Origin of the sequence: Zymomonas mobilis subsp. mobilis ATCC 10988, assembly GCF_000175255.2 — a bacterium.
GTDB lineage: Bacteria > Pseudomonadota > Alphaproteobacteria > Sphingomonadales > Sphingomonadaceae > Zymomonas > Zymomonas mobilis.
On record NC_017262.1, the window covers coordinates 380,858 to 400,079 of the forward strand.

At 47.2% G+C, this 19,222-nt stretch carries 17 protein-coding genes; 3 read left to right on the forward strand and 14 right to left on the reverse strand.

Going from position 1 to position 19,222, the window contains the following annotated elements:
• Positions 1-11: 11 nt before the first annotated feature.
• From hpnJ to ZMOB_RS01785, 10 genes are all read right to left on the reverse strand, one after another.
• Positions 12-1,442 carry a hopanoid biosynthesis associated radical SAM protein HpnJ gene (gene hpnJ / locus ZMOB_RS01740; RefSeq protein WP_012817037.1) on the reverse strand — a complete coding sequence of 477 codons (1,431 nt, stop codon included), beginning with the start codon at positions 1,440-1,442 and terminating at the stop codon, positions 12-14.
• A gap of 14 nt (positions 1,443-1,456) precedes the next feature.
• Positions 1,457-2,611: a bacteriohopanetetrol glucosamine biosynthesis glycosyltransferase HpnI gene (gene hpnI / locus ZMOB_RS01745; protein WP_011240825.1), complete on the reverse strand. Its 1,155-nt coding sequence runs from the start codon at positions 2,609-2,611 to the stop codon at positions 1,457-1,459.
• Between the two features lie 88 nt (positions 2,612-2,699).
• Positions 2,700-3,713 (reverse strand): adenosine deaminase, encoded by a 1,014-nt coding sequence (locus tag ZMOB_RS01750; RefSeq protein WP_012817038.1) that lies wholly within the window; start codon positions 3,711-3,713, stop codon positions 2,700-2,702.
• 36 nt (positions 3,714-3,749) lie between these two features.
• A complete protein-coding gene (locus ZMOB_RS01755) occupies positions 3,750-4,871 on the reverse strand; it encodes a purine nucleoside permease (protein ID WP_011240823.1) in 1,122 nt (373 codons plus the stop codon).
• 4 nt (positions 4,872-4,875) lie between these two features.
• Positions 4,876-6,201: an NCS2 family permease gene (locus ZMOB_RS01760; protein WP_011240822.1), complete on the reverse strand. Its 1,326-nt coding sequence runs from the start codon at positions 6,199-6,201 to the stop codon at positions 4,876-4,878.
• Entirely contained in the window at positions 6,185-6,412 is a 228-nt protein-coding gene (locus ZMOB_RS01765; protein ID WP_011240821.1) for a hypothetical protein, read from the reverse strand. Before ZMOB_RS01765 ends, ZMOB_RS01760 begins: the two co-directional genes overlap by 17 nt.
• Before the next feature lie 3 nt (positions 6,413-6,415).
• On the reverse strand, positions 6,416-7,612 hold the full coding sequence (locus ZMOB_RS01770; protein WP_014500454.1) for a NupC/NupG family nucleoside CNT transporter: 1,197 nt from the start codon (positions 7,610-7,612) through the stop codon (positions 6,416-6,418).
• 93 nt (positions 7,613-7,705) lie between these two features.
• Positions 7,706-9,307: a DHA2 family efflux MFS transporter permease subunit gene (locus ZMOB_RS01775; protein WP_011240819.1), complete on the reverse strand. Its 1,602-nt coding sequence runs from the start codon at positions 9,305-9,307 to the stop codon at positions 7,706-7,708.
• The gene (locus ZMOB_RS01780) at positions 9,285-10,490 is read right to left on the reverse strand and encodes an HlyD family secretion protein (protein WP_011240818.1); all 1,206 of its coding nucleotides are present in this window, start codon (positions 10,488-10,490) and stop codon (positions 9,285-9,287) included. Before ZMOB_RS01780 ends, ZMOB_RS01775 begins: the two co-directional genes overlap by 23 nt.
• A 21-nt stretch (positions 10,491-10,511) precedes the next feature.
• Entirely contained in the window at positions 10,512-11,978 is a 1,467-nt protein-coding gene (locus ZMOB_RS01785; RefSeq protein WP_014500455.1) for an efflux transporter outer membrane subunit, read from the reverse strand.
• Between the two features lie 101 nt (positions 11,979-12,079).
• Between ZMOB_RS01785 and ZMOB_RS01790 the strand changes: the two genes are divergently transcribed.
• Together ZMOB_RS01790 and nagA are read left to right on the forward strand one after the other, a co-directional pair.
• Positions 12,080-12,700: a TetR/AcrR family transcriptional regulator gene (locus ZMOB_RS01790; RefSeq protein ID WP_237331470.1), complete on the forward strand. Its 621-nt coding sequence runs from the start codon at positions 12,080-12,082 to the stop codon at positions 12,698-12,700.
• Between the two features lie 75 nt (positions 12,701-12,775).
• Positions 12,776-13,921, forward strand: coding sequence for an N-acetylglucosamine-6-phosphate deacetylase (nagA, locus tag ZMOB_RS01795; RefSeq protein WP_014500457.1), 1,146 nt, complete (start codon positions 12,776-12,778; stop codon positions 13,919-13,921).
• A 7-nt stretch (positions 13,922-13,928) separates the two neighbouring features.
• On the opposite strand, the gene ZMOB_RS01800 is transcribed toward nagA, so the two are convergent.
• Entirely contained in the window at positions 13,929-14,423 is a 495-nt protein-coding gene (locus tag ZMOB_RS01800; protein ID WP_011240814.1) for a c-type cytochrome, read from the reverse strand.
• A gap of 136 nt (positions 14,424-14,559) precedes the next feature.
• Here ZMOB_RS01800 and mtgA point away from each other — a divergent pair, with 136 nt between their 5' ends.
• The gene (mtgA, locus tag ZMOB_RS01805) at positions 14,560-15,306 is read left to right on the forward strand and encodes a monofunctional biosynthetic peptidoglycan transglycosylase (protein ID WP_014500458.1); all 747 of its coding nucleotides are present in this window, start codon (positions 14,560-14,562) and stop codon (positions 15,304-15,306) included.
• Here the strand turns inward: mtgA and ZMOB_RS01810 are convergent.
• The 3 genes from ZMOB_RS01810 to petA are packed head-to-tail and all read right to left on the reverse strand — an operon-like array spanning position 15,236 to position 17,937.
• Positions 15,236-16,075 (reverse strand): cytochrome c1, encoded by an 840-nt coding sequence (locus tag ZMOB_RS01810; protein WP_014500459.1) that lies wholly within the window; start codon positions 16,073-16,075, stop codon positions 15,236-15,238. The two genes, mtgA and ZMOB_RS01810, sit on opposite strands and share 71 nt — an antisense overlap.
• Before the next feature lies 1 nt (position 16,076).
• On the reverse strand, positions 16,077-17,333 hold the full coding sequence (locus tag ZMOB_RS01815; RefSeq protein WP_011240811.1) for a cytochrome b: 1,257 nt from the start codon (positions 17,331-17,333) through the stop codon (positions 16,077-16,079).
• Positions 17,334-17,340: 7 nt separating this feature from the next.
• The gene (gene petA, locus ZMOB_RS01820) at positions 17,341-17,937 is read right to left on the reverse strand and encodes a ubiquinol-cytochrome c reductase iron-sulfur subunit (RefSeq protein ID WP_014500460.1); all 597 of its coding nucleotides are present in this window, start codon (positions 17,935-17,937) and stop codon (positions 17,341-17,343) included.
• Positions 17,938-19,222: the final 1,285 nt, after the last annotated feature.

Here is a 19,222-nt window from a genome sequence, read left to right on the forward strand (position 1 = left end):
TTACTCCGTTTTTAGCAAGCTTCTTTCCGTTCCCGCAGGAACTGGAAGAACTCAACACCTTCGCGCAACCGGCGTTTCATCATATCAAAGTCACGAACCATTTCGTTGACAATCGAGAAGACTTTACCGGGGCGGAAATAAAAGCGCTTATAGAAAGTCTCAACTGAACGGAAGATTTCTTCATGACTTAAATGCGGATAGCTCAAAGGCGCGATCTGGACACCATGTTCATCCACTAATTCAGCATGTGACTGGTCAAGCCAGCCATTTTCGATGGCCTGTTTATAAAGCAAGGTTCCCGGATAGGGAGCCGCCAAAGAAACCTGAATGGTATGCGGATTGATTTCACAAGCCCATTTAATGGTCTGTTCAATGGTTTCGCGGGTTTCGCCCGGCAAGCCCAAAATGAAGGTGCCGTGGATAGCAATACCCAGATCATGACAATCGCGGGTAAATTTCTCGGCTGTTTCGACCCGCATCCCTTTTTTGATATTATGCAGGATCTGCTGGTTACCGGATTCATAACCGACCAATAAAAGACGAAGTCCGTTATCTTTCAGAACCTTCAAGGTTTCATAAGGCACGTTGGCTTTGGCGTTACAAGACCATGTAACCCCTAATTTACCCAATTCGCGGGCAATCGCTTCGGCACGGGGACGATCATCGGTAAAGGTATCGTCATCAAAGAAGAATTCTTTTACCTGCGGGAAGGTCTTCAGCGCATATTTGATTTCTTCAATCACATGCTCGACGCTGCGAGTTCTATATTTATGCCCGCCAACAGTTTGCGGCCACAGACAGAAACTACAATGCGACTTACAACCGCGTCCCGTATAGATCGAGATATAAGGATGTTTCAGATAACCGATGAAATATTTCTCGATTTCAAGATCACGCTTGTAAATCGGAGTCACAAAGGGCAGCTCATCCATATTCTGAAGCAAAGGCCGATCCGCATTATGGACAATTTCGCCTTTGTCATTGATATAGCTCAAGCCGAGAATTTCTGACCAATCTTTGCCATCGGCGACATCTTTGATCGTGAAATCAAATTCGTTACGCGCGACAAAGTCAACGATACCCTTGGCATCTTTCAGGCTTTTATCAGCCTCGACCGCGACTTTTGCCCCGATGAAGCCGATTTTCATCGCCGGATTGACTTTTTTAAGAGCCGCTGCGGTTTTGACATCGGACGCAAAGCTAGGAACCGAGGTATGCAAAATCGCCAAATCATAATCCGGCGCGATGGCCAAAACTTCCGGCAATTTCGTGCCATGCGGCGGGGCATCAATCAGCTTTGAATCTTTAATAAGAGCTGCAGGCTGTGCGAGCCAGGTCGGATACCAGAAGCTCTTGATTTCACGGCGAGCCTGATAACGGGAACCAGCCCCGCCATCAAAACCGTCAAAAGACGGTGCCTGCAGAAAAAGCGTACGCATCATTATAAAAAGGACTCCTATTTGCGCGAAATGCGCCCGTCAGAATGCAACGTAAGTTCCATTCCCTGCCAATCAACAGAAGAGATAAAGAAGGTCGATAAAAATATTCCGAAAGAGAGTAAATCGCGAAAAGGCAGCTGTAATAACGCGTCCATTCGTGAAACTCCAGTCACCCTATTTATACGCCACCCCAATAACCAGCGGGAAGCCAAAGCAAGACAAAAAACCGGCCAGCTCACCCATCCATTTGTTAACATCAGTCCGATAAAGGCCAAAGGCACGGGATAAGTGACCGCACTTCCGAAAAAGCCGACCGGATTAATATCCCTGATTGTCGCTGACCATCGCAATTCATGCCGAACAAGGGATGAAAAACTTGTTTCTGTGCAGCTATGCGTCAAAATAACCGGTATTACTTCAACTCTTAATCCCAACGCCCTGACTTTTGCACCTAAAACATAATCATCTGCCAGAATATTGGCGAGGCTGTTAAATCCGCCAATCGCTTCCAACGTCTCGCGTTTTATGGCAATCGTTGACCCCATACAAGGGTTAGCTTTCCTAAGAGCAACGCCTACCATAACTGACGGTAAAAAATTATAGTCAATATTGGCGGCAGACAGCCGCGACCAATACCCGTTATCGCCTCTTCCGTGATAAAGGCAGGTCACTGCCCCGACATCTTTCTTTTCAAGCGCATGAACCACCTGACGGATATAACCTTCAGGTACACTCATATCGCTATCACTGATAATCAAAATATCATGGCCGATATGCGCCGTGATATTGATAAGATTGGAAATCTTGGCATTAGTGCCATGACTTTTGCTATCAACAATCAACCGGACAGCTGTCTGATTACTGGTAGAGGCAATCTCTCTTACGGTCTCACCTGCCGGATCATCAGGATTCTGGATCCCGCAGAGCATTTCATATTCTGCCGGATAATCTTGTTTCAGAAAGGTCAAAAGATTTTCTGTCAGAGCAGGTTCGTCACCATGCAAAGGCTTGACCAGCGAAACAGAAGGCCATGCCTTTCTCTTGATCACTTCTTTTTGTTGCCACCACAGCACGACAATCGCGGCCAGAATGGTATAACCCACACCGGCCAACGCCATAAGCAGTGCCAGACTGCCTATAATTGTCAAAAGGACATGCAGGATGGTTATCATTGTTTAATCCTGATCATGAACCGTTCTTATGCCTTTCTGGCCTTATGTCTGTGTCAAATCGGACGCCGCTGTATAAACAGGCAGCGTCTTAGAAAGAATCTACATATTTATCCAGAACATCCAGATAAGCTGCGACGGTTTGATCCGGAAGAAATGATCCGAGAAAACTGTTTCTGGCAATTTCAACGAAATCAGCCGCTTTTAGGCCGCAATATTCAGCCAAGGCTTTGTAATTATCATTTACATATCCCCCAAAATAGGCGGGATCGTCCGAGTTTATAGTAACTCGAAGCCCTTGGCGCAACAGATAGGGTAACGGATGATTGCGAAGGTCAGGCACAACCTGTAATTTCTGATTTGAAAGCGGACAAATCGTCAAGGCAATGGCCGAACGCGCTGCCCGCGTCATCAGCAAACGATCTTCGGTAATCCGGTTGCCATGATCGATCCGATCAATATTCAGGATGTCCAAAGCCTCTTTGATATAGGAAGCATCGCCTTCTTCACCGGCATGTGCAACCAGCTTCAATCCTTTTTGACGGGCTTCGGCAAAAACATGGCGGAATTTTGAAGGCGGATTACCGACTTCAGAAGAATCAAGACCGACGCCGGTAATCTTGTCGAGGAAGGGTTCAGCCATCCGCAAGGTTGCAAAGGCCGATTCCTCATCCAGATGCCGCAGGAAACACATAATCAGCTGAACCGACATGCCTAATTCGGCTTCGGCTTTGGTAACAGCTGCCAACAAACCATTCATGACGACATTGAAAGGAATACCGCGCTCTGTATGGCTCTGGGGATCAAAAAAGATTTCACTATGAAGGACATTGTCGCGATGCGCCCGATAGAAATAGGCCATCGCCAAATCACAGAAATCTTCTTCAGTTTTTAAAACATTGGTTCCTTGATAATAAATATCAAGAAACTCTTGTAAGTTGTTGAAATTATAGGCAGCTTTTACGGATTCAACATCAGGAAAAGGTAAGGTAACCTTATTCCGCTTGGCCAATTCAAACATCAATTCAGGTTCAAGGCTTCCCTCAATATGCAGATGCAACTCTGCCTTCGGCAAAGCCGCTATAAATTTTATAAGATTATTCATGTAACATACTCAAATTTAATAGAAAATCGTCAACCCTCAAGAGGCGGGTATATGATCGCGATACTGATCCCAATGGGAGGCTATCTCGCTCACAACCTTGTTCCCAACGGTAAAGGCGGCATCCAAAGCCGACTGCATGCCAGAAAGCTCACTGCCTTCATGCGCCAAACTCGCAGCAGCATTACTGCCGCTTGGCTGGAATGTATAATTGGCACCCGTTCGTAACATCATGACCCGATTATAATCGGCACGGCCTTCTTTAGATAAAACAGCAATGGCTCTCGCAATACCGCTATCTTCCATGCCGGTCATCACAAAATTTCCACTGCCATCCGTCCAATAAGACACCCATTTTTCGATATGGCTATTTGATAAAACGCCATGCCAAAAAGCCTGCCCTGTTGCCTCGTCACCTTTGACAATTTCAGGCGGGCGCAGTGCGGCTTTATAGGCGGGATAGCCTGATCTTATTTTTTGCAAGGTGGCATTATCCGGCAAGGTTATTTGTGCGGTTTGCTGATAAGCCCAATTCTGCAAGCCTTTATTCAAGGCAAAAAGATTATGTGAATTATCGGGGCGCGGGGTTTCATAAGGCCGCTTTTTATCCCAAGGGATTGATCCGGTTGACCAATCAGACGGCATCTCTCTGGGGTCGATCCAATAGCTGAAATCGCTATCAACGACATTACCAATCCACGCCGCGGATCCAATGCTTGACGCATTGGGATTAACGCCCGCAATCGCTGCCACTAACCAATAAGCATGGGACAAATCAAAACGGTCATCATGTCCCAAAGCCATAACCGAAGTCGCGGCCTGCCCTGTTCCCATGCCGGTATTGATCGCCAGAACACCCGTCTTCGGGTCAAAACGGAGATTTCTAGGCGCGGCAGGAAAATCAATTTTTTCAGGCAGGATATTCGCCCAAGCCTGAAATTCTCCTGCTTTGTCGCCTTGGTCTTCTCCGATTTCAAAAGCAGTCAGAACAACCACCCGAACCGGAATTTTTACTTGTGGACAGGGACAGGCTTTCTTTTCAGAAATCACCTTTTTCGGGACAACCACGCCACCGCTTTTCCCAGCTGCCATAGCCGGCGCATAGAATAAAGCCAGCCCCCCTAAAAGGGCGGCTATTTTTTTATATCGGCTTATTTTCATCCCGTTATCCCCTCGCCAGATAAACAAAACGGCCAATAAACAAAGCCGCTAACAGACAGAGCAACCAATCGTCTTTTTTGAGCTTACCCTTGGCTATTTTCAAAGCCGTATAGGCAATAATGCCAAAAGCCAGACCATTCGCGATGGAAAAACTCAAAGGGATAACAATCAAGGTCAAAAAGGACGGCAAGGCTTCTTCGATATTATTCCAGTCAATTTCAATCAATGGAGCCATCATCAGTGACCCGACCAGAATAAGCGCGGGGGCTGTTGCTCCAATCGGAATAATCTGGGCATAGGGCGCAACCCATAACATGCACAGAAACAATAACCCCACGACAACCGCGGTTAAACCGCTTCGACCTCCGGCCTGTACCCCTGCCGCACTTTCAATATAAGATGTGACGGTAGAGGTGCCCGATAAAGCACCAACCAAGGTCGCAATCGCATCGGTTAACAGCATCCGGTTCAAATTGGGAATAGTGCCGTCTTTATCCATTAAACCGGCTCGTTTTGTCACCGCAACCAAGGTGCCGATATTGTCGAACAGATCAACAAATAACAGGATGAACAAAATCTCGATAATGGCCGAACCGAAATTATGACCGCGAAATAAAGCCCCCTTAATATCAAGGGCAAAGGCCGTTTTACCTAACATGGCGGGGCTATAATCACTGCCCGAAAAATGGACAAAACCGGATAAGATACCGATGAAAGTTACGGCCAAAATACCGATCAGGATAGCCCCCCTCACCCGATAAGCCATTAAAATAGCTGTCAGAAGAAGGCCGCCTATCGCTAACAGCGTTTGCGTATTACCGAGCGATCCCAAAGTTACCAAACTTGATGGGCTGGCCTGAATAATGCCGGCATTTCTAAGACCGATAAAGGCAATAAAAAGCCCGATACCGCCCGCCGTTGCCGAAAAAAGAGAATGAGGAATGGCTTTGATAATCATTTGCCGAATACCGGCAAAAGTCAGAAATAGGAAAATCGCCCCTGACAGGAAAACGCATCCCAAGGCTTGTGTCCAAGGGATGCCCATCTGCCCAACAACGGTAAAGGCGAAATAGGCATTCAGCCCTAATCCGGGTGCCAAGGCCAAAGGCGTATTGGCATAAAAACCCATCAAAAGACTGGCAAATCCGGCCGCAAAACAAGTGGCAGCGGCGACTGCGGCATAAGGCATGCCCGCCTGTGCCAAAAGGGTCGGATTGACCACAATAATATAAGCCATGGTTAAAAAGGTCGTTAAACCTGCCATGACTTCGGTGCGAATAGTTGTCCCGCGTTCTGTCAGCCTGAAATAGCGGTCAAGCCATTGTTGCATGATATCCCCCATTTCCGCCATTCGTTACATTATATTGCCAAGAACTGACAGGACTTTGTCGCCTTGATCCAAAATTTTTCAAAAGAGAATGTAAAGCATTAAAAAAAGAGACAATATCTTTTAATAAATCACCACATAACATATTGAAAAATAAATATTTTTCTTCAAATAATTGCGGATTAAACCGATATTTCGCAATCGTTTTTGACATAATTCAGGACACCAATAAACCGGCTAAGGTCGCACTCATTAAATTGGCAAGAATGGCGGCGACTAATGCTCGTCCACCCAATCGGGCAATTACAGGCCGTTGCTGCGGCACGATCCCGCCTATCACGGCCATTTGAATGGCAATCGATGAAATATTAGCAAAACCACACAGCGCAAAAGTCACAATAGCCATGCTATGAGGAGACAAATCGGACGTTATTTGGCCAAAATGGATATAGGCAATAAACTCGTTCAGAATAACTTTTTCACCCATCAGACTACCAGCAACGCCTGACTCTGCCCAAGGCACCCCCATCAACCACATAACAGGGCGGAAAGCCGTGCCGATCAAACTTTGAAAGGTCACATCCGGCCAACCAAACCAGCCTCCAACCATCTGGCAGATTCCATTTGCCATAGCCATCAAGGCAACAAAGGCCATGACCATTGCCCCAACAGCCACAGCCAGCTTGACCCCTTGTTGGGCGCCTTCGGCGGCGGCCATAATAATATTGGCTGATTTTTTCTGATGAGGTGCAATTTTTTCTTCAAAATCACCGGCATCGCTCAAATCGGGCATCATCATTTTGGCCATCATGATACCGGCGGGCGCTGCCATCAAATTCGCCGTTAACAGATAATCCAACCGAATACCCATCTGGGCATAAGCGGCCAATAACGTGCCGGCAATGCCACTCATCCCCGTTACCATAATGGTGAAAAGCCTTTCGGGCGGCAATTCAGCCAAATAGGGTCCCACGACCAAGGGGGATTCACTTTGTCCAACGAAAATATTGGTTGCGCAATTGATGGCTTCAATCCGCCCGATCTGGGTCAATTTCTCAATCGCCCCCCCGATCCAACGCACCAAAAACTGCATCAAGCCAAGATGATAAAAAATAGAAATCAGAGAAGAAAAAAAGATCAAAACCGGCAAAGCCTGCATCGCAAAATTATGGCCCAAAGGCGATGTCGCCAAAGGGCCAAAAAGGAAAGCCGAACCGGCTGACGCATATCCGATAAAATTATTCACAAAGCGGGCAATCGCCGCCATCATATTTTGCCCGAAAGGGACATAAAGGATAAGAATAGCAAGGATAATCTGCGTTAAAAATGCCCCAAAGACCTGTCGCATTTTGATTTTTCGGCGGTTCGACGACAAGCCGAAAGCAACCAGAATAAGGCATAATGCGCCCATCATGCCCGTTAGACGTTCTGTAAAAATAGCCCCTACCCCTTTAAATTACCTGCCTTCGTTTCTTCTATACGAAGGCAGGCATCTTCGGGAAGACTGTTATCCCTGTTTTCCTTGCTTTTTCTTGGGCGCTGGTGCCAACCAGATCACCGAAGAAGCCACAACAAAAACCATCGTGCTGATAAAGAAAATATGGGTCGTTGATAGCGCATAAGACTGCGTATCCACCAAAGCATCGAAAAAAGCTCTGGCTTTCAGGGTATTTTGCCCACCCATTTGCAGAACGGGCAAGATGGCATTCGGGGTCGGAATGACATTGGCCAATTCATTATGCATTTTACGGGCATAATCTTCCCAAACCGTGGTTGACCAAGAGGTTCCGATAGCCCCCGCCAAAGTTCTCAAAAAGTTCATGAGACCCGCGGCAGAAGTCGTTTCTTCCGGCAACACGGAAGATAAAGCAAGGGTCGTCAACGGGACGAAGAAGAAAGGCATCCCGATACCCTGCAAAAATTGGGGAACCGCAAATATCCAATAGCTGCTATTGGTATCCCAAAAAGTGCGGAGCGCCGTGCATCCTCCCAGCCATAAAATACCGAAACTGACAAGAATACGGGCATCAACCTTACCGCTTAACTTTGCAACGATAGGAGAAAAACATACCGCCAGAATACCCGACATAGCGGTCACAAGACCGGAATCGGTTGCGGTATAGCCCATAACACGTTGAAGCCACTGCGGAATAATCACGGCCGAAGCGAAAAACACCCCGAAACTAAAGGATAGGGACAGAACACTGATCGTAAAGCCGCGATGCCGGAAGATCTTAAGATCAACGATCGGTTGTTTTTCGGTCAGCTCCCAAATCACGAAAACAACGAAGCCGATTGCCGCCAGAATAAGCAGGGTGACAATCATCCGGCTGCTCAACCAGTCGTGATCGTGACCAAGGTCAAGGGCAATCTGGAGACAAGCGATCCAGATAACCATGATAGTGAGGCCGCCCTTATCAATATATTCTTTCAGGGTGCGGGTTTCGACACTCCGTAACAGAGCAAAAACACCCATGGCACAGATAATCCCGATAGGAATATTGATATAGAAAATCCACGGCCACGACCAGTTATCACTTAACCAACCACCCATAATAGGGCCAATAATTGGCGCGGTAATAGTCGTCATTGCCCAAATACCCATCGCTTGCGCATGCTGCTCTTTTCTGAACACACGCAGCAAAAGCGTTTGAGTAATTGGCATCAACGGGCCACCGAAAAAGCCCTGCAAACAACGGAAAATCAACAGAACCATCAGGCTATGCGAAAAACCGCACAAGCAAGAGAAACTGGTAAAACCAATAATCGAAATAAAGAACAAAAGCACGGTGCCAAAACGACGGGAAAGCCATCCCGTCAATGGCACACAGATAGCTTCTGCCACCGCATAAGAGGTAATAACCCAAGTGCCTTGGGAGTTAGAAACCGCAAGGTCTCCAGCGATATGAGGCACCGAAACATTGGCAATGGTTGTATCAAGCACAACCATAAAATTGGTCAAAGCCAGAATGATACAGGCAATGGCCTGTTTAGAACCAGACAGAAGACCTTCCGCCGAGGCGGGCTTCCTTTGATCATCGGGAGGACCAAAGGAAAAACCCGCAAAAAAGTCATGAAAGCGATGACTAATTTTTTGAAGAAAGGTCAATGTCAGCCTCCATCGACAAACCCACGCGCAACGGATGGGCTCTCAATTCCTTGGGATCAAGGGCAATACGGACAGGCAAACGCTGAACAACTTTGATCCAGTTACCCGTCGCATTCTGGGCAGGGATAAGAGAAAAGGCAGAGCCGGTGCCGCCTGAAAAACCGACGACATGACCGTGATAGACGACATCACCACCGTAAAGATCAGATTTGACCGTTGCCGTCTGGCCAACCTTGACCTTGCCAAGCTGGGTTTCTTTGAAATTGGCATCGACATAAATCTGTTCGATCGGCACAATGGTTGCAATCGGGGTGCCGACATTGACACGCTGACCAACCTGAACTTGCCTTTGGGTCACAACGCCTGCCATAGGGGCGCGAATTTCAAGACGACTATTGTCTAAACGCGCCTGATCCAAGGCAGCTTTGGCGGCACGAACTTGCGGGTTGGTGCTGACCGTTGTGTTTTTAATCAAAGCCTGATTGGCTTCAAAATTACCGATTGCTTCTTCTTTTGCGGCATGAGCCTGATCGACAGCAGCATGACTTTGCAACAAAGCCGCCCGTGCTTTTTCCAAAGCATTAGAAATAGCCGTCATTTCATCCCGTGACACAGCACCGGATTCAACTAAGGAACGACGACGGTTATAGTCGGTTTCTGCCCGATGATAGGTTGACTGCGCGGACAGGTAATTGGCTTCAGCTTGCTCGACATTAGCCTGCTGCGCAACAATAGCTTGGGACAAGGCATCACTGCTAGCCGAAGTCTGTCCGAATTTTCTTTCTGCTGCTGCAAAATCAGCTTCAGCCTTTGCTAAAGAAATCTTTTGGTCATCGGGATTAAGACGAACCAGCAAATCCCCTTTTTGAACCTGTTGGGTATCGGAAACAAAGACCTGCGCGACCGGCCCCGAGACCAAGGCCATGACCTGCGCGGATTCAGCATTAGTATAAGCGTTGTCAGTTGACGCATGACGGGAACCGACCAAGAAATACCAGATACCATAGATAATCGCGATCACGATCAGCAGAATAGCTAGAGAGCGTAACCAGCGTTTTCTATTGGATTTATTCTGTTCATCCGGCTCGGAAGCGGTATTCTGGGTAGCGTCCTGTTTATCCAATGACAGCTTGCTGTCACCCTGATCTGCGGCGGCCTGAACCGTGGTATTGTTATCTGCCATAGTTGTCACTCACAAAAAAAGTTATGCTGCCGTAAAACCGCCACCCAAAGCCTGAATCAAAGAGACATCAAGCTGGAAGGCTCTCGCCCGAAGATCGGCGACTGCTTTTCTCAGGGTCAGGACGTTTTCCTCCCCCTGCAAAACCTCGATATAGGTCACGAGACCGCTTTTATAGCGGTTTGCTAACACATTATAGGAAAGTTCGGCATGATTAAGGGCTTGAACCGTTTGGTCAAGCTGAAGATTAAGTTGTTTTTGACTGGTTGCCGCATCAGCGACCTGCTGCAACGCCTGTGACAAGGTTTTGTCATAGCTGGCAACGGCTTCCTGATAGGTCGCCCATGCCTCGCGATATTGACCGGACAGGCTGCCACCTCTGAAAATAGGGAGATTAAGTGCCGCACTTGCCGCTCCCAAAGCCAGACCATGGGTAGCCATATGCTCCAAAGCGCGCGTCTGATAACCGACAATACCGTTTAGGCTGACATTGGGATAAAATTGGGTTTTTGCTACTTTGACGCGATAGCCGGCGGCTTCCGCTGTCAAACGCGCGGCCACAATATCAGGCCGCCGCCCCAAAAGATCCAAAGCCGCATTATCCGGCAAACCGACTGCCCGCAATTTCACAGATTGAGGCCGCGTGATCGCCATACCGCGATCAGGCCCTGCCCCCATCAAAGCGGCAATCTGATGCCGAACCAGATCAATGGATTCCTGATTAGCCGTCAGATCAGCTTGGGCATTAGCCAGCCTTGCACTGGCATCTTGCATGGCTGAATCATTATCCAACCCATGCCCCAATCTTTGCTGGGTCAATTCCAATACATGGCTACGGACAGCCAATGTCCGATTTAGAACCTGCCGTTCTTCAAATAAACGAGACAGATTGGCATAGGCCGCCGCGATACTGGTCGTCAGGGTCAAAGCGGCTTCATGGGAATCCACGATGGCCGCTTTTGCTTCCGATGTGGCCGCTGCCAATTTGGCGCGATATCCACCCCAGATATCAATATTATAACGAATAGTCAGGAATGATGATCCGCCATCACCCCAATCTCTGAAATTATCACCACCAGCGGAAGGGCTGCCTGACTTACCTTGCGCTTCCTTAATACCCTGCCGGATTTCCTGATCCCGCATTAAATGACCGGCACCCGTTCCGACAAACCCATTCACCGAAGGCAGCAATCCAGCCCCTGCTCTTTGCTTGCTACCGGCCGCCGATAAAATGCGTGCCTTAGCAATCGCCATATCCGGCGCTTTTGCCAAAGCCTCGGTCATCAATTGGTCAAGCTGGGGATCACCATAAGACTTCCACCAACCTTCACCCGGCCAAGCGGAACCATTACCGGCAAGGGATTGCGCCGTTGCATAATCATGCACGTCTTTTACTTTTGGCGCTTTTCCCAATTTGGGAATTGAGGCACATCCTGTCAGCAATAGCGCTGCTACAGAAATACTGGTAATGAGTGGTCGTTTAAGATGCATAAATTCTTCCGTACTAGATAGTACAACTTTTTTCTTGTGCGCGAAGGTGGTTTTTGTCAAGGGAAAAACCGTACCATAGAGTATTTTACATTATGGAAATTATGAATATATCAAAGCAGTATAAAGGTACTGATCGCCGAGAAGCTATTCTGGAAGAGGCAAAACGCTTTTTCCTTGAAAAAGGATATGCTGAAACTTCCATGTCAGCGATTGCGGCCAAAGTCGGAGGATCAAAGGGGACGTTATGGTCTCATTTTCCTTCAAAAGAAGCCTTGTTTCGGGCTGTGATTGAACGGCTGGCGGGTGAATTCCACAAAGTCTATACAGATTTGCTTAATCCACAAGCTGAAATTGAAATTACGCTGAACCAATATGGCTGTCATTTCTGTCGAAATATTATCGAACCTGATAAAAGAGCCTTGTTTCGACTAGCAATTGTTGAATGTTGGCGTTTCCCCGAAGTCGGAAAAATTTTTTACGAAGCAGGGCCTCAAACCGCCATGCGGAAATTGGCATCCTATTTTGCTTCAGCCATGGAAAAGAAACAGATCCGTCAGGAAGACCCTGAATATGCGGCCTCTTTCTTTCTTCACTCTCTATGCGCGCGCAGTAAAGCTTCCAGACTTTATAATATCCCCCAAGAAAATCTCGCGAATAAAGAAGAAATCGAGGCCGATGTTAGTCAGATTGTTTCTCTTTTTCTCAAGGCTTACGCGCCTTAATTCGCTTCTATTTTTTGCCTTTTCAAAAATCTAACGCCTGTCTCTGATTTTCCCACTCTCCCGAAAGAAGTTTTGATGCAGCTTGCCTTTACGCACGGACAAATCGTTACACCAGATACGATATTGACCGATCACAGTCTGTTAATCGAAAATGGCGTGGTAAAAGCCATTACCGATCAACCGCTGCCTTGCGATATCCCAACCATAGACCTGCATCATCAGATCCTTTTGGCAGGCTTTATTGATATTCAGGTTAACGGCGGTGGCGGCTGCCTTTTTAACGATCATCCTGATGTAAACTCTATTTCAAAAATTGCGGCGGCACATCGTGCTTTTGGCACCACATCTTTACTACCCACTTTGGTCAGTGAAGAGACGACAGTGATCGAAAAAGCCGTTCATGCCATTGAAGACGCTATTCAGGCTGGCATTAAGGGCATTGTCGGCCTTCATATCGAAGGGCCTTTTATTGCAATGACGCGGCGTGGCATCCATGCAGCCAGCAAAATCCGTCCGATCAGTGAAGAAGATATCAACTTCTTATGCGACAGCGCCCGAAAGAATAAGGATAATTTCCGAATTCTCCTGACCTTAGCACCGGAAACAATGGATGCCTCAATCATCACCAAGCTGACAGAGGCTGGAGTGATTGTTTCTATCGGTCATTCGGACAGTGATTACGGAACCGCCATGAAGGCGATTAAGGCTGGCGCAAGCGGCTTTACCCATTTATTTAATGCCATGTCTCAAAATACCAGCCGTGCGCCTGCCGTTGTCGGTGCCGCCTTGGATAGCGATAACAGCTATGCGGGCATTATTGCTGACGGGGAACATGTCCATCCGTCAAATATCCGTCTTGCTTACAAGGCAAAGGGCGCTGACCATTTAATGTTGATAACCGATGCCATGCCCTTAACGGGATGGGAAGAAGATCATTTCCTGTTGCAGGGACAGATGATCTATCGCCGCGATGGCCGGATTACCGATGATAAAAACGTGCTGGCAGGTTCTCTGCTCGATACGGCAACGGCTTTTGCCAATATGATCAAAATGACGGATATTTCATTGGTTGAGGCCTCTCGCATGGCCTCTCTGACCCCAGCCCGTTTTCTGGGACTGCAAGATCGCGGCAGTATAGAAATCGGGAAAAGAGCTGATCTCGTTGTTATGGATGAAGCGCTAAAACTACAATCCGTCTGGATATCCGGCGAAAAATACTAGGCCTTTCTTAGAAAGGCCCATGTGCCGCAATCAGTTTTTGCCGTTCGATCGTCATTTGGGGAGCCGATTTTTTGGGCAAAGCACGGGCAGCCTTCACTTCGGCAGCCGTAAAAGGCTTGATCTGCGGCATATTTTGCAAAGACATGATATAGTTTAATGCCCCCGCTATATCTTCGTCTTTCAAAGAACCCAGCGGCGTCATCACCCCCAAAAAGGGCATATTATCGACCACAACACGCCCCGCCATACCGTTAAAGACAACCGAAAGCATATACCGACGACCATCTTCAAACGTAGCGATCTTGCCAATCCGGTTGCTTAATTTTGGGGCAAGATTAGAAGACCCCTGTCCTTTTGGCTGATGGCAAGAAGAACAATTCGCCATATAAGGGACAATCCCGACCGGTGCCGCACTCGCCTGACTAACAAAAACACCCGAAAGAGCCGGAAAAACCATAGAAAATAGTCCGATGACCCATTTGGAATTGATCGTCTTTTTCATGGTTGTTGCCCTCTTTCATACCCTTTTAAAAAACATCGTCAAAATAGCTATAAAGCCTAAAAACTCTGCTATAAAATTTCCTTTACAGTCGTTACCGCCTGTTATGCAATGCAGGATAAATCGGGAATAAAACAGGATGGGTCGGCTTTTTCGCTTTTTTCTCCGGATTTTTGTCTATTTTCTTTTAATCTCACTGTTATGGGTTGGGCTTTACCGCTTTGTCAGGCCACCGATTACCCTGACTATGATCATGAACCGGATAAATGGCTATGGCCTCAATCAGACATGGCGGCCGCTCAATCAGATAGATCCTATCATGATGGATGCTGTCATCGCATCGGAAGATAGCCGTTTTTGTTCTCATCATGGTTTTGATTTTACAGCGATTGAACAGGCGGCCAAACATAATGCCAGCGGCGGCCATATTCATGGCGGTTCGACCATCAGCCAGCAAACCGCAAAAAACGCTTTTCTATGGCAAAATGGCGGCTATTCCCGAAAATTGATCGAGGCCTATTTTACCTTTCTGATCGAACATTTTTGGACGAAGCGGCGGATTATGGAGGTGTATCTCAATATCGCCGAAACCGGACGCGGTGTATACGGGGTCGAGGCGGCCTCACAATATTATTTTCATCATGATGCCAGCCATCTTTCCGCATTGGAGGCTGCAAGACTAGCCGCCATTTTTCCTCTTCCCAAAAAACGCAGCGTCCAGATGCCCCATGGTTTTGTGCGCCGTTATGGCAATATCATTCAAAGCCGAATCCCACTGGTTAAAAGAAATGGATTGGATCGCTGCCTTTTCACGGTCACAACTTCCGCCATATCCGGTAACAGCAGACCACAGAAAGCCCCGTCGCCACCAATAGGAAAGCAATAACACCGAGACCAATGCGATGACGGTCTTCCAATTCCGGTTCAGCTGACCACGCCAGAAAAGCTGTCACATCTTTCGCCATTTGATTGGTGCTGGCCTTGGTGCCATCCTTATACTCAACCTGATTTTCGCTTAAAAGAGCGAGCGGCATCGCAATATGTAACCCTTTGAAATAAGGGTTATAGAAATTACCTTCCGGCGTTTTAAGCTGCGGATAGCGTTCAGCAATTTCTTTTGGTTCGCTTTCATATCCAGTCAGCAAAGAATAGACATAGGCGGCCCCCCCTTTCCTCGCTTTGGTAATCAAAGATAGATCAGGTGCCGTCACAATGCCTTGGCTGCCTAACGGGTTATAATAAGGCCCTGTAATCCGGTCATTCCGGTTGGGCTGGCGCATCATAGCTTCGCCCGTATTCGGGTCAATATCAGGAATCCGGTTAATCCATTCCTGACGGATACTGTCAATTTCAGCTTTGCTATAGCCGATTTCGGCTAAATCCTGAAAACGCAGTTGATTGGCACCGTGACAAGAGGCGCAAACCGCCTGAAAAACTGTAAAACCACGCCGCAGCTGTTTTTTATCGAAATGGCCGGTTAGCCCGTCACTGGGTAATTTTAAAGATTTTAATGGCTTTTGATAACGGGCAGCCGGATCAAATTCCTGCTTTGCTCTTGGCTGGATGACGCCCCATAACAAAACGAAACACATAGCCAAGCCCGCTAACAAACAGACAAGACGTATAAAGCCGATACGGCGGACAAGATTGAGCATATCAGGCATCCGTTCTTTTCTTTTCCGCTTCTTCGATAGAAGAAGGCACGGCTTTTGTTTTTTCAACCAGCGGTAAAATCGGCAAAATCACCAGAAAAAAGGCGAAATAATAAAGGGATGCCCATTGCCCTAATCGTATCCAGGGTTCTTCCGCGGGTTGCTTACCACAAAAACCTAACAGAAGAATATCGGCCAGAAATAACAGGAAGAAACAACGAAAAACAGGGCGATAGCGACCTGATCTTACGGGTGAATTGTCTAGCCAAGGCAACAAGCCCCAAACCAGAACCGACAATCCCATGCCTAAAACGCCCCATAATTTAGCCGGTATCCCCATAAAATTGACCGTAAAAGAACGTAAAACCGCATAAAATGGCCAAAAATACCATTCCGGTTTGATATGAGCCGGAGTTGAAAAGGGATTGGCCGGAATATAATTATCGGGATCGGTAAAAACATTCGGATAGAAAAAAACAAGGCTGCAAAAAATCAATAAAAAGACGCAAATCGCGACAAAATCCTTGGCAATATAATAAGGCTGCATCGGAACGACTTCTTCGGCTTTTTTGACTTCTATTCCGGTTGGATTACCGGAACCCTGACGATGCAATGCCCAGACATGGAGGCCAACCACAGCCAAGATAACAAAAGGCAAGGTGAAATGTAGCACAAAGAAACGGTTCACGGTGGCAGCATTGGGCGCAAATCCGCCCAAAACCCAAATGCGAATTTTCTCACCGACAAAAGGCACCACCGAAAACAGGCCGGTAATCACTTGAGCAGCCCAATAACTCATCTGCCCCCAGACCAGACTATATCCTAAAAAGGCAGTAGCCATCGCCAGCATGAATAATAAAACGCCGATCAACCAAACCACTTCACGCGGCGCTTTATAGGAACCGTAATAAACCCCGCGAAACATATGGATATAAAGCGCGGCAAAAAACAAACTTGCCCCCACCATATGACCATATCGTATCAGCCAGCCAAAACCGACATAGCGCATTATCGCTTCAATAGAATTAAAGGCTTCATTACTACTGGCAACATAATGCATCGCCAATGCCAAACCGGTAATAATCTGGATAGTCAGGGCAATCCCTGCCAATACGCCAAAATTCCATAACCAGTTCAGATTACGAGGGACAAGATAGCCCTTACCCATGACATCATGCCATAACCGGATAACGGGCAAACGATCGTCCAGCCATCGGGTAAAAGTATTTTTGGGCTGATAAGGGGGTGGTGACAGCTTCATAATAAGTTCACCCGATAGAAATCACAGAAGGACTGATAAAACGATAAGGCGGCACAACCAGATTGGTCGGTGCAGGGCCTCTTCTGATACGGCCGGCGGTATCAAAGGCAGAACCATGGCAGGAACAGATATAACCACCATATTCGCCTCTGGGTTCTCCGGCATGACTACCTTGCGGAATACAGCCCAAATGGGTGCAAATCGCCATAGTTACCAACCAATCCTGCTTACCGGCCTTGGTTCTTTGTGCCAAAGTTTCAGGATCGCGCAGATCAGAAAGAGCAACCGCATTAGCTTCGGTTATTTCCTGCTCGGTTAAATGGCGGATAAAAACAGGCTGGTCACGCCACACGACCTTGACGGTCTGGCCGGGCGGCACCGTCGAAATATCGACTTCGGTTTTTCCCTGCTCTGATACATCTTTGGAAGGATTCATCTGGGCAATAAACGGTATCGCTGCGCCACACACGCCGATGCCCGCCAGTCCTGCCGCCGCCACATTCAAAAAATCACGACGATCCAGACTATCAGAGGTTTCCGGCTGACCTTCGGGGAAGTCTGATTGGGTCTTTTTTAACGAGTGACCTTCGTCATCTTTCGACATGTCACTTTTTCCATTCTTCGCTTCGCTATTCTTCATATTCTATGGCAACCCCGCCCTACTGCCTTACGGTAAACCGACTTCTCTCTTTTTGCAGCCTTCACACTACAATAAAAACTTTATGAGCCTTGATGTGTCATTGAGATATCAAAAATCTCTTTCAACAAGCAATAAAAGCCCTGCCCTCATACTATTCAGGCAACTTTTATGGTTCGCTTTGCACAGGATAGGCTTGCATTGCCTCTTAACACGCTATCAGAGAAAGCTCTAATTTTTTGAATAAAACGCCCACGGGACTGACACTAAAATGATTTTAGAATGGATGAAAACGGCTCAAATCCAGTTAAATCCTACCAAGGATAAGGCTACAGCCAGCAATAGAAATAATCTTTTGTGACCCAGCGTTCTTTAATATGACCCAACATTCTCCAGTAAAAGCAAGTTAGCGATCCTTTCACGGCTTTGGGATTGATAAAGGCTAGGTTCTGTTGAAAAAGGAAGGCAACCATAATTTTACAGCCGCGACATGAAGGAAAGCGAGGAAAGATTTTCTGGGAAGATTTTTTCGTTTTATTATAAATCTATGGCGATATGTCGAAGCGGTTTCATCCTATGAAACATCCGCTCGATATAGCGACAATTCCGGTCATGGCAAAATGGCGGGGAATATTCTCTGCTCGATTTAGGTGTATCGCAATAACAGGAAGATAATCTCGAAAAAGCTGTTTTCTCTATATTCTTGTTTTCCCTATATTCTGTTGCCTCTCTTCTCGGCTCTTCTTGGCCAGAAAGCGGTGTATTTTGGCGGCAGGCCAATCTATCAAAGCCTTGGCTTCAAAATAATCTCAAACCATTGCCTTTCAGACCGCAATCAAGAAAAGCTTTTCACTCACCACCCAGTCATCACTCTTATCCATTCGGTAATGGCTCTTATTCGTAAAGCCGTCGCATCTTCTATCAAAGTCTTACCTTATGCCTCCCCTACTTCATTGGCCTGACTATCCGCCCCAATAACGCGGCTCACCCTTATCTGTTGCCGCCATCGGTCAGTGCAAGTTTGATCTATATGCCCAAAAAAATCATTCTAGAGCCGGTTATGGCTTCATCCATTCTGCGACGGCAGCGATGTGGATGGCCGCGAGGAGCGACGTTTCCTTTTCTCGTATCGAATAGCAATAACGCGCCATGCCTTGAGGTGCGCCGAGAGGTTTTTAACGAAATGCCAGCAACGATAAGCCTATTTTGGGCAGAAGACCGATGCATTAGTCGTTTCACAAAGAATGGCTGG

Bases quoted from the DNA above. Each gene is read 5' to 3' on its own strand.
- ZMOB_RS01780 (WP_011240818.1), bottom strand. From the start codon at position 10,490: ATGGCAGATAACAATACCACGGTTCAGGCCGCCGCAGATCAGGGTGAC.
- mtgA (WP_014500458.1), top strand. From the start codon at position 14,560: ATGGGTCGGCTTTTTCGCTTTTTTCTCCGGATTTTTGTCTATTTTCTT.
- ZMOB_RS01790 (WP_237331470.1), top strand. From the start codon at position 12,080: ATGAATATATCAAAGCAGTATAAAGGTACTGATCGCCGAGAAGCTATT.
- ZMOB_RS01785 (WP_014500455.1), bottom strand. From the start codon at position 11,978: ATGCATCTTAAACGACCACTCATTACCAGTATTTCTGTAGCAGCGCTA.
- ZMOB_RS01810 (WP_014500459.1), bottom strand. From the start codon at position 16,075: ATGCTCAATCTTGTCCGCCGTATCGGCTTTATACGTCTTGTCTGTTTG.
- hpnI (WP_011240825.1), bottom strand. From the start codon at position 2,611: ATGATAACCATCCTGCATGTCCTTTTGACAATTATAGGCAGTCTGGCA.
- ZMOB_RS01760 (WP_011240822.1), bottom strand. From the start codon at position 6,201: ATGCAACAATGGCTTGACCGCTATTTCAGGCTGACAGAACGCGGGACA.
- ZMOB_RS01750 (WP_012817038.1), bottom strand. From the start codon at position 3,713: ATGAATAATCTTATAAAATTTATAGCGGCTTTGCCGAAGGCAGAGTTG.
- petA (WP_014500460.1), bottom strand. From the start codon at position 17,937: ATGTCGAAAGATGACGAAGGTCACTCGTTAAAAAAGACCCAATCAGAC.
- nagA (WP_014500457.1), top strand. From the start codon at position 12,776: ATGCAGCTTGCCTTTACGCACGGACAAATCGTTACACCAGATACGATA.
- ZMOB_RS01755 (WP_011240823.1), bottom strand. From the start codon at position 4,871: ATGAAAATAAGCCGATATAAAAAAATAGCCGCCCTTTTAGGGGGGCTG.
- ZMOB_RS01800 (WP_011240814.1), bottom strand. From the start codon at position 14,423: ATGAAAAAGACGATCAATTCCAAATGGGTCATCGGACTATTTTCTATG.
- ZMOB_RS01765 (WP_011240821.1), bottom strand. From the start codon at position 6,412: ATGTCAAAAACGATTGCGAAATATCGGTTTAATCCGCAATTATTTGAA.
- hpnJ (WP_012817037.1), bottom strand. From the start codon at position 1,442: ATGATGCGTACGCTTTTTCTGCAGGCACCGTCTTTTGACGGTTTTGAT.
- ZMOB_RS01815 (WP_011240811.1), bottom strand. From the start codon at position 17,333: ATGAAGCTGTCACCACCCCCTTATCAGCCCAAAAATACTTTTACCCGA.
- ZMOB_RS01770 (WP_014500454.1), bottom strand. From the start codon at position 7,612: ATGATGGGCGCATTATGCCTTATTCTGGTTGCTTTCGGCTTGTCGTCG.